The following is a 12658-nucleotide window of genomic DNA, read 5'->3' on the forward strand; positions in this document are numbered from 1 at the left end:
TCTCCCGGTGATGCGGAGGCGGCTCGGGCGGCGGTTCAGGTGGCTTTGGTCGGCGTACGCCGTGAGCGCGTTCGGCACCTGGCTCGGGTTCGGTGCCTTCCCCATGCTCGCCATCCTCGTGCTGCACGCCGGACCGGCGGCGGTGTCGGCGCTCGCCGCGGCCGGGCCGGCCGTCGGGGCGCTCGTGGCCGTGCCGCTGGGGCCGTGGGTCGACCGGCGCCGCAAGCGGCCGGTCATGGTGGCCATGGACCTGGTCCGGTTCGGCGCGCTGCTCAGCGTGCCCGCCTGCTACGCGCTCGGCCTGCTGAGCTTCGTCCAGCTCCTGGCCGTCTCGGTGGTCGTCGCCGCGGCGGACATCACCTTCACGTCGGCGAGCGGCGCTTTCCTGAAGGGGCTCGTGGCGCCGGAAGACCTGCTCGTGGCCAACGGCCGGTTCGAATCGACGAACTGGACGGCCACCGCGCTCGGGCCGCCGCTCGGCGGGGCCGCGTTCGCGGTGCTCGGGCCGGTGACGTCGGTGGCCGCCAACGCCGCCAGCTTCCTGCTCTCCGCGCTCGGGATCCGGGCGATCGGCGGGACCGAACCGCGTCCGCGGACCACCGAACGGCCGCGCGCGCGGGACTTGGCGAACGGGTGGCGCTTCCTGCTGGCCCACCCCGGGCTGCGGCCCCTCCTGCTCAACGCCATGGTCTTCAACGGCTTGGTGATGGCGACCGAGCCGCTGCTCGCGGTGCTGATGCTCGGCGAGCTCGGGCTCACGCCGTGGCAGTACGGGCTCGCGTTCGCGGTGCCGTGCCTCGGCGGGCTGGCCGGTTCGCGGCTGACCCCGCGGCTCGTCGCCCGGTTCGGGCGGCACCCGGTGCTGCTGACGTCGGGCGCGGTCCGGGCGTGCTGGCTCCTCGCGCTCGCCTTCCTGCCCGGCGGCACGCGCGGGCTGGTCTTCGTCATGGTCGTCGAGCTGGGCCTGATCGTCAGCTGCAGCGTGTTCAACCCCGTGCTGGCCACCTACCGGCTGGAACAGCTGCCGGTGGACCGCGCCGCCCGCACGCTCTCGGCGTGGTCGGTCAGCACGAAAGCGGCGATCGCCGCGCTGACCGCGGTGTGGGGCGGGCTCGCCGGCTTCGCCGGCCCGCGGGTCGCGATCGGGATCGCCGGGGTCCTCGTGCTGGCGACGCCGCTGCTGCTGCCCCGGCGCGACCGGACGCCGGTCGCCGTCTAACCCAGCGACTTCCGCGTCGCCTGCTCGGTCTCCAGCACGCCCTGCCGGATGCCTTCCAGCTGGTCGCTCAGCTCCCGCACGGCGCCGGTGTCCACGGCGACGTCCGTCGTCGCGGCCGTCAGCTCCGCGACCCGCGCCACCAGGCTGTCCAGGCCGAGCGCACCGGACTGCAGCTGCGCCAGCAGCTTGTCGCGCGCGCCGGAGAGCCGGGCGTGCACGTCGGCTTGGGCCTGCACCGCCGTCAACGCCTGCTCGAGGTCGCCGTGCACCGCCGCGCTCGCCGAGCGCAGCTCGCGTTCCAGCCGGCGTCGCTCCTTCGCGACCGCGTCGAGGTCCACGCGGGAGAGGGCTTTCCCGGTCGCCGACGCGCGCCCGGCCAGCCGCTGCAGCGTCACCAGCGTCTCCTGGACCACCGGCTCCATGTCCGCGACGCGGTCGGCGAGCGGCCCCGAGCCGAGGGAGTCGCTGAGCGAGCCGAAGCCTTCGGCGGCGCTTTCGGCCCGGCGCAGCCAGTTCTCCTCGGCCGACCCGGCCACGACGTCGAGCACCCGCGCCTCACGTCGTTCCGGCTCCTTCTCGCGGGTCGCGACGGCGACGCCCGCCCGCGCGGCGAGCACCGCCACCCCGACCCCGATGGCGGCGGCGACCGGCAGCTGCACGGCCCACGCCACCCCGGCCGAGGTGGCGGCGAACAGCAGCCCCCACGGTTCGGCGAGCTCACGCGCGAACTTCATGACCGCCAGGATCTCAGAAATTCGAGATCACGGAGGTGAAGACCTGGTTGATCGAGTCCGGTTTGGACGAGTCGTACTCCGATCCCTCGGTCGCTTCCGCGATCTGCTTCAGCACGTCCTGGTCGGCGTCCGAGCCGTAGGCGATGGTGAACAGCCGGACCGTCTCCGCGTTGCCCTCCGGTCGCAGCTGCGGGACCAGGTGCTCGAGGTCGACGCCGTCGGGGTCCTCGTTGCGGCCGTCGGTCAGCACCACGACCGCGTTGATCGCCGCCGGGTCGACGCGGCCCTTCATGTACTCGTACGCGGCCAGCGAGGAGTCGTACAGCCCGGTGCCCGCCTGCGGCGTCAGCCCGCTCAGCCGCATGGCGAGCGTTTCCTTGCCGGCGGTGCCGAGCGCCTGCACCGGGAGCAGCTCCTGGTAGTCCTTGTCGCCGTCGAGGCGGGTCGAGAACTGCCAGAGCCCGACCTGGTCGCGCGGCACGAACTGGCCGAGCGCGTCGATCGCGGCCTGCTTGGCCAGGTCGATCTTGCTCTTGCCGGTGCCCTTGACCTCGTCGCCCATCGAGCCCGAGACGTCCACGACGAGCAGCACGTTCGCCTTCTTGCGCAGCTCGGTCCAGGTGGTCAGCAGCTTCGAGAGCACCGTCGGCGACGGCGGCCGGATGAAGTTGATCTTCGCGTCCGGCTGGACGCCGTTCGCGGTGGTCGCCTGCGGGCCGGGCTTGCCGTCGAACGACCGGAAGCCGAGCGCGGCGAACCGCTGCTGCGTCTCCGGGCCGCGCAGGTAGCCGAGGAAGTCCGCGGCGATCTGCTTGCGCGTCGGGTCGGCCCAGTTCAGCGTGACGAACGGGTGGTCGGAGTTGAGCGTGCCGTCGGCCGGGTAGATCGCGACGATCGGCACCTTCGGCGGCGCGTGCTGGCCGACCTTCGCCGGGTCGTTCGTCGGGTTGCCCTGGTTGTAGCCGATCAGCGAGCTCTCCTCGACGGTCACCGCCGAGATGTAGGACAGCGCCGCGCCGCGGTCGTCGGCCTTCTGCAGGTTCGTCAGGAAGGTGAGCGTGTTGTCGCCGTAGTGCACGATCGCCTGCTCGATGTTCGAGACGAACTGCTTGGCCTCGGGCTTCTCGAGCGCGGCCGCGGTGAGGTCGGACGACGTGCCGGTGGCCGCGTAGTAGGCGCCGATGGTGGCGTTCAGGCCCGCGGTGGAGATGTTCGGGTTCGTCTTGCCGAGCCGGAACTTGCCCCACTCGGGGTGGCCGTACTTCGCCCAGCCCGCCGGGTCGGTCGCCAGCGTGGCGAGGTCCTTCCAGCCGATCGGCTTGGCCGGCCAGCCCAGCGCCTCGGCCATCGGCTTCGGCATCGCGACGGTCAGCGGCGAGTTCGCGATCGACTGCGGGTCGCCGTCCGGCACGATCGACGCCGAGTCGCCCTTCGCGTTGACGCGCAGCAGGTTGACCCAGCCGCTCGCGGCCGGCGTCCAGACGTCCGGGCGCGGGCCGTCGGTGGCTTCGTTCCAGCCGTTGGCCAGCGCCTGCATCGCGATGCCCGACGACTTCGACTTCACGGCGACGTCGACGCAGTGCCCGGCGACGGTCCGTCCGGAGTAGGCCTTGGCGGCTTCCTGGACGATGCCGACCTTCTCCGGTGACGACGCGACGTTGAGCGAGACGGCGTCCGAGCCGGTGCACTTCGGCTCGTCACCGTCGCCGCCCGAGTCGCTGGTCCAGGCCCGGATCCCGATGATCAGCCCGGCGGCGACCACGATCGCGGCCAGGAAGGGGAGAATTTTTCTCTTTCGCCGCGTTGGTTGGGAATTGATCATCGAACCCTCCCCGTTCCGCCAGTCCGACCATTATCCGGTGGGAGCGTGGTGGCCGGGGGTACGTTGCCGAACCGTTGCCCAGTGCGGCGGGGGCTGACGGCCGAAATGCCGCCATGGAATTTGTTTTGGTCCGGCAATCATTTTCTGGTCGAAAACCTCGATCGCCGGCCGCGGTGGTGCTGCAGAACTGCCGTCACCGCCGAGGCCGCGGCGACCACGGTGGAAACGGCGGTGGCCGCGGAAAGGCGCCGTCGCCGGATCGCCGTCCGGCGGCGCGCTGTTTCTTCGGTCTCCCGGTGCCGCAACCCGGCGTCCAGGAACCGGCGCTCCCGCGCGTTCGGCCGGGCGTCCGGCCGCCGGGCCCAGTCCGCCGCCTCGGTCAGCCGGACGCCCCGGTACAGCGCGGCCGGTTCGCGCTTCGCCGCCTCCCACAGCCGGGTGGCTTCGGTGAGCCGGCGCTGGACGTCCAGTGCCTCCCGGTCCTCCGCCAGCCAGGTGCGCAGCCGTGGCCAGCCACCGATCAGCCCGTCGTGCGCGAGTTCCAGCCCGGTCCGGTCGGCGGTGATCAGCCGGGCCCGGACGAACCGCTCGGCCACGGCCGCCGCGTCCAGCTCGCCGTGGGGCAGCCGCCGCCGGGTGTCCGCGGTGTGGTCGCCGAAGGTGACCAGGCGGAGGAACAGGTCCCTGACCACGGCCCGCTCGGCCGCGGGGAGCCGCCCGTAGACCGCTTCGGCGGTGCCGGCCAGCACGGCGGGGATGCCGCCGGTGGCGTCGTACCCGGCGAGCGTCAGGCCGCCGGCCCGCCAGGTCCGGCGCAACGCCTCCGTGGCGAACGGCAGCGCTCCCGGCTGCCGGACGACCTCGGCCGTGAGCGTCGCGAGCAACGCGTGCTCCAGCCCGCGCCCGGCGTCCGCCGCGGGCCTGCCGAGCGCGGCCCGCACCTGCTCGGCGGTCAACGGCCCCAGTGCGATCCGCGGGGCCGCGGCCAGTTCCGGGTACTGGCTCAGCGCGCCGAGGAAGTCGTCGCGCACGCCGACGGCGACCCGCGGCGAGTCCAGCACCGCCCGAGCCACGCCGCCGGTCAGGACGTCTTCGAACCGGTCGACGACCACCAGCGGCTCGCAGCGCTCCCGAACCGCTTGCAGCACCGACGTTTTCCCGCTCCCCGACGGGCCCGTGAGCACCACCAGCCGCTCGGTGGCGAGGCGCTTCAGCACGAGTTCGACGACGGCCTCCCGGCCGAAGAACCGCCCCGCGTCCCCCGGGCCGAACGCGGCCAAGCCGCGGTAGGGCGGCTCCGCGACGGAGCGGCGTAGCTCTTTCTCGGCCTGGTGCCACCGCTCGTCCCACGCGGAGACGGGTCCGTCGCACGCACGGACGTAGGCCAATGCGACGGCGCGCGTCGGCAGTTTCCGGCCGCTCGCCGCGTCGGACAATGTGCCCGCCGAGTAATGCGCCCGTTTCCCCAGTTCCCGATAAGGCGGACTCCCCGCGTGCTCCCGCAATCGCCGCAAATCCGCGGCGAACTGTGACAACACTTCTACGTCTGTATCGATCGGTCGTTCCCCACGCGACATCGTGCCACCCCCTTGGCACATTCCATTGTTCGGATTTTGTCGTTCGCTGTCCACAGAACCGGACAGAACATCGCCCGCGCACTAGACCGGAAGGTGCCGGATCGACCGGTCCGGCGACGGGGGAACACTGGAGGGATCGATGGACAGCAGCACGATGAAACGGGCCGGAGCCGCGGTGCTCGGGGCGGGCGCCCTGCTCGCCATCGGACTGGCCGGGGCCACCCCGGCCTCGGCCGACGAGCTCCCCAAGGGCGTGCACTCGGCGCTCGGCAGCACCGGCGGAGCGCAGGCGGACCACGTCCAGACCTGGGTGACCACCCACATCGACAGCGACGACTGGACGGCCAACGTGCGGATCGACTACGGCCGCAGCGGCGCCTGGACGCACTGTTCGGACGGCTCCGACATCCACGGGCCGCTGCAGGGGCCGGGCTACTGGGCCTTCGGCGGCAACTGCTACGGCCACGGGACGATCACCAACTACGGCTGGTACGACGGCTGATCCCGCGGCCGGGCCCTCCCTCGCGGAAGCGGGGGAGGGCCCGTTGCCGTCAGCCGGCCGGACCGCGCCGCGACCACGTCCACGCGTAACCGGGGTCCTCGGACGCGTCGGCGGCCTCGCCGAGCTCCAGCGGCGCGAACGTGTCGACCATGACCGCGGTCTCGTCGAAGAACTCCGCGCCGATCGACGCCTCCGCCGCGCCCGGCTGCGGGCCGTGCGTGAAACCGGACGGGTGCAGCGACAGCGAGCCGACGCCGATGCCCGAGCCCTTCCGGGCTTCGTAGTTGCCGCGCACGTAGAACATCAGCTCGTCGGAGTCGACGTTCGCGTGGTTGTACGGCACCGGGATCGAGTCCTCGTGGTAGTCGACCTTCCGCGGGCAGAAGGAGCAGACGACGAAGTTCGGGCCCTCGAACGTCTGGTGCACCGGCGGCGGCTGGTGCACGCGGCCGGTGATCGGCTCGAAGTCGTCGATGTTGAACGCCCACGGGTACAGGCAGCCGTCCCAGCCGACGACGTCGAACGGGTGCGTCGCGTAGGTGTAGCGCGTGAGGCCCGCGCGGTGCCGCACGAGCACCTCGACGTCCTCGCCGTCCACCACCAGCGGCGCCGACGGCCCGCGGATGTCGCGCTCGCAGTACGGCGCGTGCTCCAGGAACTGGCCCTTCGCCGACAGGTACCGCTTCGGCGGGCCGATGTGGCCGCGCGCCTCCAGCGTGAAGAGGTTGACCTCGCCGTGGGGGACGACCCGGTAGGTGCACGACGTCGGGATCACGAGGTAGTCGCCGTCGCCGACGTCGATGCTGCCGTAGATCGTCTCGACGGTCGCGGAGCCGCCGTGGACGTAGAAGAGCTCGTCGCCGGCCGCGTTGCGGTACAGCGGGCTGGGCGCGGTCGCGGTGACGAAGCCGATGGTGACGTCGGCGTTGCCGAACAGCCGGCGCCGGTCGGTCACGGCGTCGGTCTCGCCGCCGAACTTGAGGTCCTGGGTCTTGAAGGCCCGCGGCTTGAGCGGCAGGTTCGGCGTGAGCGACCCGCGGTCCTCCTCGACCGTGACGGCGTCGACGATCGCCGTCGGCAGGCCGCGGTGGTAGAGCAGGGCGGAGTCGGCCGAGAAGCCCTCGACCCCCATCAGCTCCTCCGCGTAGAGGCCGCCGTCCGGCTTGCGGAACGCGGTGTGCCGCTTGTGCGGGATCTCGCCTACTCGCCGGTAGTAAGGCATCGGCGTGCCCTCCTGAACGTGTCCGCTGTGCGGACGATTTTGTCCTCATGTCGTACGCTACTAGCGTGTCAGTCGTGTCAAGCGCTGTGGAACTCACGCCCCCCGGCCCCCGTGGGATTCCTCCCCTGTTCGCGAGGCTCGTCGACGACTCGGCGCTGTTCCCTCCGGGCGATGCGGCCATGCCCGAAGCCCTGCGCGCGCATTTCGCGAGCCGGGAGTCCGAACACGCCGGTGTCCTGGGGGTTTTTCTCTGTCAGGCCTCCCGGTTGCCGGAACTGATCACCGAGTTGATCAAGATCAAGCCGAAGCAGCCGCTGCCGCTGTCGCTGATCATCGACACCGGTCTCGGCGGCGTCCCGAAGGCCATCTCGATCGTCGAGTCGCGCAGTGAGCTGCTGGCGCTGCGGATGGTCGAGATGCCCGCGCCGTCGGACGTCGACGAGGTGTGGCTGGAGCGCGTCTCGGAGTTCGTCCCCGAAGACGTCATCCGCGTGGTCGAGCCGCGGCGCGGCGTCGGCTGGCTGGACGGCGTGCGCAAGGTGATCGAGCACGGCAGCTGGCCGAAGATCCGCTGCGGCGGCAAGGCGGGGGAGAACTTCCCCAACGTCGACGAGGTCGCGGACTTCCTCGCCGTGGTCTCCGGGTCCAGCGGGGCCTCGTTCAAGGCGACGAACAGCCTGCACCGCGCGGTCCGGCACACGGACCCGGACACCGGCTTCGTGCACCACGGCTTCCTCAACCTGCTCGTGGCGTCCGCGCGCAGCCTCGCCGGCGGGGACGTCCGGGCGGCGCTGGAGTCGACCGACGCCCAGGCGCTGGCCGACGAAGCCCGTGCGCTGTCCGAACCGGCCGCGAAGGCCGTGCGGGCGCTCTTCGCGTCCTACGCGGCGGCGTCGTTCGAGGAGCCGGTCGCCGACCTGGGCGAACTCGGCTTGCTGTGACCAGCCGGGAGGGGTCGCTGACGCTCGACCGCGGGTTGGCGCTGCTGCAGGCAGTGGCCGACGCCGGCGGCGACGCGGCGACCATCTCCGAGCTGGCGGTCACCATCGGGGCCAGCCGCGCGGCCGTCTACCGGCTGCTCGTGCCGCTGTCGGAGCGCGGGCTGGTCTGGCGCGACGGCACCAAGGTCCGGCTCGGCGTCGGGCTGCTGCGGCTGGCCGGGCAGGTGCTCCCGCAGCTGCGGGACGCGGCCGGCCCGGTGTTGCGCGAGCTGGCCGAGAAGGTCGGCGCGACCGCGCACCTGTCGGTCGCGCAGGGGACGCAAGCGCTTGCGGTGGCCGTCGTCGAGCCGTCCTGGACGAGCTTCCACGTCGCCTACCGGGTCGGGAGCCGGCACTCGCTGACGGCCGGCGCGGCGGGCAAGGCGATGTCGTTGCGGCCCGGCGGCGAGGGCTGGGTGACTTCGGCGGGCGAGCTGGAGGCGGGCGCGTCCGGCGTCGCGGCGCCGGTCCGCGGGGTACCGGGGCTGAAGGCGAGCGTCGGCGTCGTCTCGATGGAGCCCTTGAAGGCCGCCGAGGTGGGTCCGCAGGTCGTCGCGGCCGCGCTCCGGCTGGCCGACATCCTGAAGACCGACGGCTAACGCAGCGGCCGGACCATCGTCAGCAGCAGCGTGACGTCGACGGTGAACAGCAGCCGCTCGAACAGGCCGAGCGTGACCTCCTGGTTCGCCGGACCGAGCACGAGCGTGAGGACGAACCCGCCGAGCACCACGCCGACGCTGGCGAAGCTCGCCGTGGCCAGGCGCCGGATCGTCGTCCGGCGCGGCTCCCACGGGCAGCGCTCGCGCCCCTTCTTCGTCAGCACGAACGCGGCCGCGGGCAGCGCGACGAACGCCGTGAGCGCGGCGAGGTTGTGGACCTGCCCGGCCAGCGAGCGCGCCTGCCCGTCGGGGTCGACGGGCACGAGCCCGCACACGAGCAGCCCGGCCGACCACACGCCGAGCAGCACGCAGACGGCGGTGGTGCCCGGTCGGTGCGCTTTCGCGATGCCGGCGAGCAGGGCGACCGAGCCGAGCGAGAGCGCCAGGCACATCACGCTGAACAGCGGCGCCGCCGACGCCGAGCCGAGCTTGCCGTAGACGTACTCCGAGAGCGTCTGCCAGATCGGGCTGACCTGGCCGGAGAGCCGCAGGTGCAGGTCGATCGAGATGGCCACGGCGAGGCCGATGCCGCCGAGCGCGATCCGGCCGTGCAGCGGCGAGACCGCAGGCAGGGGCTTGTTCACCTGGCTTCCACCCTTTCGTTTCCGAAAGGTTACCCGGTGAACCTGTGAGGCAGCGGTCAGAAGGCCAGCTGGAGCAGGGCGAACGCCGAGAAGCCGGCGAAGACGAACCCGGCGCAGCGCTGGATCAGCTTCGGCTTGATCCGGCTGCGGATCTTCGCGCCGATGAACACGGCCAGCCCGGCGACGACGACGAGCGCGGCGAAGGCGCCGACGCCGACGGCGACCGGGTTGCCGATCCGGGCGGCGAGACTGGCGGTGGCGAGCTGGGAGGCGTCACCCCACTCGGCGGCGAAGAGCACGCCGAACGACGTCATCGCGGAGCGCAGGAAGGACAGCGGCGCCGGGCCGACGCGCGAAGCGTCTTCCCCGGCTTCGTCCGCTTCGCTGAATCCCTCGCGAAGGAGCATGAAAGAACCGAGGCCGAACATCGCCGCGACGACGAGGGAAAGAACGACGTCCGGCAACAGCGTCAGGAAGCTGCCGAACGCGACCGCGATGACGCATTGCACGGCGAACGCGGCGCACACGCCGGCGAATACCGGACCACCGCGGAAACGGGTGGTCAGGACCAGGGTCGCGACCAGTGTCTTGTCCGGCAGCTCCACGGCGAGGACCAGGCCGAACGCGCTGATCAGCGCCACCATCGCGGAAGTCATGTGATTTCTTCGCCCCTTTCACTGCAACGATAAAGGGGAGATTCAGAGAGCCGCAAGCTGATGGCGAACGCGAAATCGGCTGATCGGTGGTCATGAATTTGTCATCCTGGCCGGGCGCACAATTTTTTTCGGCGTGCCGAATTTTTGTTTGCGGGCTGCGGTAGGTTGGTGGGCATGGGGTCTGAGGCGCGTGCTGCGCAGGTCAACGAGGTCATCCGCCGGCTGGAAGCGCACTACGTGTTCCCCGACGTCGCCGCGAAGCTGGCGGACGCGCTCCGCGGTCGGCTTGGTGACGGTGCGTATGCGGACGTCGACGACGCCGAGTTCGCGACGCTCGTCACAGCCGACCTCCAGTCGGTCAACGGCGACCCGCACCTGCGCCTGCGCCACCACGCCGACCCGGTCGCCGACGACGGCGACGCGGCGATGAACTCCGAGGACTTCCGGATCGAGGCCGAGCTCGAGGGCTTCGGCGTCGCGGCGGTCCAGCGGCTGGCCGGCAACGTCGGCTACCTCGACACGACGATGCTGTACCCGGCGGAGCTGGCCGGTCCCGCGATCTCGGCCGCGATGACGCTGCTCGCGACGACCGACGCGCTGCTGCTGGACGTGCGCCGCAACCGCGGCGGCAGCCCCGGGACCAGCGCGCTGCTCCAGACCTACCTGGTCGACGAGCAGGTGCACTACCTCGACATCTACGAGCGCGAGGGCGACCGGACGACCCAGATGTGGACGCTGCCGTACGTACCGGGCCCGCGGTTCGGCGGCACGAAACCGATCTGGGTGCTGACCGGCCCGCGGACGTTCTCCGGCGGCGAGGACCTGGCGTTCTCGCTCCAGCAGCAGGGCCGCGCGAAGACGGTCGGCGAGGCCACCCGCGGCGGAGCGCACCCGCGTGAGCAGTACAAAGTGGACACCTACCTCGACGTGACGGTGTCGATCGCGCGCTCGCTCCACCCCGAGACGGGGGAGAACTGGGAAGGCACCGGCGTCCGCCCGGACCTCCCGGTGGCGGCGGACGAGGCGTTCGACACCGCGTACGAGCTGGCGCTGCGCCACGTCCTGGAACTGGGGGACGATGGCCCGCGCCGCGCGGTGGCGGACGAGGCCCGGCGGACGCTCGACCAGGTGAAGGACGTTGGTCCTGGGGTGGACAGGACCGTTTGATCTAGCTGCCCCGCCGGCGCCGGAGCACGCTGGACCACGTGGAGGTCCTTGAGCTAGCGCGGTGGCAGTTCGGCATCACCACCGTCTACCACTTCCTGATGGTCCCGCTGACCATCGGGCTGTCGATCCTGGTCGCGGCGATGCAGACCGCCTGGGTCCGCACCGGCGAGCTGCGGCACCTGAAGATGACGAAGTTCTGGGGCAAGCTGCTGCTGGTCAACTTCGCGATGGGCGTCGTGACCGGCATCGTGCAGGAGTTCCAGTTCGGGATGAACTGGAGCGCGTACTCCCGCTTCGTCGGCGACGTCTTCGGCGCGCCGCTCGCGATGGAGGGGCTCGTCGCGTTCTTCGTCGAGTCGACGTTCCTCGGCCTGTGGATCTTCGGCTGGGACCGGCTGCCGAAGAAGGTGCACCTGGCCTGCGCGTGGGCGTTTTCGCTGGCCACGATGGCCTCGGCGTACTTCATCCTCGCGGCGAACTCCTGGATGCAGCACCCGGTCGGCGTGACGTTCGAGAACGGCAAGCCGACGATGAACTCGATCTGGGCGGTGCTGACGAACAACACGGCGCTGGCCGCGATCCCGCACACCCTGGCGGGCGCGTTCTCGGTGGCGGCGGCGTTCCTGGTCGGCGTCGCGGGCTGGCACCTCTGGCGCAAGCGCGGCCACCTCGACGTGTGGCGCTCGTCGCTGCGCCTCGGCGGCTGGGTCGGCGTGGCCGCGTTCGCGGTCCTCGCGATCACCGGCGACGCGCAGGGCAAGCTGATGTTCGAGCAGCAGCCGATGAAGATGGCGTCGGCGGAAGCGCTGTGCCACACGGAGAAACCGGCGAGCTTCTCGATCATCGCGATCGGCGACGTCGCGGGGTCGAACTGCGAGGACGTCAAGACGTTCAACGTGCCGGCGCTGCTGTCCTTCCTGGCGCACAACGACTTCAAGACCGAGGTCAAGGGTGTCGAGGACCTGATCACGGAGTACCAGGCGAAGTACGGCACGAACTACCCGGACGACCCGGACCTCGGCTCGCTGGCCGGCAAGCCGATCGACTACGTGCCCAACCTCCCGGTGACGTACTGGGGCTTCCGCATGATGATCGGCTTCGGCGCGGTCTCGGCGGGCATCGGGCTCCTGGCCCTGTGGCTGACCCGCCGCGACCGGATCCCGACCGGCCGTTGGTTCCCGCTCCTGGTTCTGGGCGGCATCGCGACGCCGTTCCTCGGCAACAGCGCGGGCTGGATCTTCACGGAGATGGGCCGTCAGCCGTTCGTGGTCGCCCCGAACCCGTCGGGCGTCGACGGGGTGTGGATGTTCACGGCCCAGGCGGTGTCGCGGTTGACGACCGGCGAGGTCTGGACGTCGCTGATCGCCCTGACCACGGTGTACGCGGCCCTCGGCCTGGTCGAGCTGTACCTGATGCGCAAGTACGTCCGCGGCGGCGTCGAAGCGGTGATGCCGCCGGAAAAGAAGGATTCCGACAAACCGGGCGAGGACACGCTCGCCTTCGCCTACTGAGGTGCTGACGATGAGTGTCGATCCG

At 71.4% G+C, this 12658-nt stretch carries 12 protein-coding genes; 6 read left to right on the plus strand and 6 right to left on the minus strand.

Features of this window, described 5'->3' with window-relative positions:
• Positions 1 to 7 precede the first annotated feature (7 nt).
• Positions 8 to 1219 (plus strand): MFS transporter, encoded by a 1212-nt coding sequence (locus AB5J73_RS12865; protein WP_370969945.1) that lies wholly within the window; start codon positions 8 to 10, stop codon positions 1217 to 1219.
• On the opposite strand, the gene AB5J73_RS12870 is transcribed toward AB5J73_RS12865, so the two are convergent.
• The 3 genes from AB5J73_RS12870 to AB5J73_RS12880 all read right to left on the minus strand — a co-directional run bounded on the left by AB5J73_RS12870 (position 1216) and on the right by AB5J73_RS12880 (position 5211).
• Positions 1216 to 1953: a hypothetical protein gene (locus AB5J73_RS12870; protein WP_370969946.1), complete on the minus strand. Its 738-nt coding sequence runs from the start codon at positions 1951 to 1953 to the stop codon at positions 1216 to 1218. The genes AB5J73_RS12865 and AB5J73_RS12870 overlap by 4 nt on opposite strands.
• Before the next feature lie 13 nt (positions 1954 to 1966).
• Complete coding sequence (locus tag AB5J73_RS12875; RefSeq protein ID WP_370969947.1) at positions 1967 to 3775, minus strand: substrate-binding and VWA domain-containing protein; 1809 nt, start codon at positions 3773 to 3775, stop codon at positions 1967 to 1969.
• A 137-nt stretch (positions 3776 to 3912) separates the two neighbouring features.
• Complete coding sequence (locus AB5J73_RS12880) at positions 3913 to 5211, minus strand: hypothetical protein (protein WP_370969948.1); 1299 nt, start codon at positions 5209 to 5211, stop codon at positions 3913 to 3915.
• 280 nt (positions 5212 to 5491) lie between these two features.
• Between AB5J73_RS12880 and AB5J73_RS12885 the strand changes: the two genes are divergently transcribed.
• Entirely contained in the window at positions 5492 to 5854 is a 363-nt protein-coding gene (locus AB5J73_RS12885; RefSeq protein ID WP_370969949.1) for a hypothetical protein, read from the plus strand.
• Positions 5855 to 5903: 49 nt separating this feature from the next.
• Here AB5J73_RS12885 and AB5J73_RS12890 read toward each other — a convergent pair whose 3' ends face one another.
• A complete protein-coding gene (locus tag AB5J73_RS12890; RefSeq protein ID WP_370969950.1) occupies positions 5904 to 7076 on the minus strand; it encodes a homogentisate 1,2-dioxygenase in 1173 nt (390 codons plus the stop codon).
• 86 nt (positions 7077 to 7162) lie between these two features.
• On the opposite strand from AB5J73_RS12890, the gene AB5J73_RS12895 reads away from it, so the two are divergent.
• Together AB5J73_RS12895 and AB5J73_RS12900 are read left to right on the plus strand one after the other, a co-directional pair.
• Positions 7163 to 8017 (plus strand): hypothetical protein, encoded by an 855-nt coding sequence (locus tag AB5J73_RS12895; protein WP_370973125.1) that lies wholly within the window; start codon positions 7163 to 7165, stop codon positions 8015 to 8017.
• Entirely contained in the window at positions 8014 to 8655 is a 642-nt protein-coding gene (locus AB5J73_RS12900; protein WP_370969951.1) for an IclR family transcriptional regulator, read from the plus strand. Before AB5J73_RS12895 ends, AB5J73_RS12900 begins: the two co-directional genes overlap by 4 nt.
• On the opposite strand, the gene AB5J73_RS12905 is transcribed toward AB5J73_RS12900, so the two are convergent.
• On the minus strand, positions 8652 to 9299 hold the full coding sequence (locus AB5J73_RS12905) for a DUF998 domain-containing protein (protein ID WP_370969952.1): 648 nt from the start codon (positions 9297 to 9299) through the stop codon (positions 8652 to 8654). The genes AB5J73_RS12900 and AB5J73_RS12905 overlap by 4 nt on opposite strands.
• Positions 9300 to 9355: 56 nt before the next feature.
• Positions 9356 to 9943, minus strand: a complete 588-nt coding sequence (locus AB5J73_RS12910; RefSeq protein ID WP_370973127.1) for a TMEM165/GDT1 family protein — start codon at positions 9941 to 9943, stop codon at positions 9356 to 9358.
• 186 nt (positions 9944 to 10129) lie between these two features.
• On the opposite strand from AB5J73_RS12910, the gene AB5J73_RS12915 reads away from it, so the two are divergent.
• Entirely contained in the window at positions 10130 to 11122 is a 993-nt protein-coding gene (locus AB5J73_RS12915; protein WP_370969953.1) for a S41 family peptidase, read from the plus strand.
• 38 nt (positions 11123 to 11160) lie between these two features.
• Complete coding sequence (locus AB5J73_RS12920) at positions 11161 to 12633, plus strand: cytochrome ubiquinol oxidase subunit I (protein WP_370969954.1); 1473 nt, start codon at positions 11161 to 11163, stop codon at positions 12631 to 12633.
• The last annotated feature ends 25 nt before the right edge of the window (positions 12634 to 12658 follow it).

Origin of the sequence: Amycolatopsis sp. cg9, assembly GCF_041346945.1 — a bacterium.
GTDB lineage: Bacteria > Actinomycetota > Actinomycetes > Mycobacteriales > Pseudonocardiaceae > Amycolatopsis.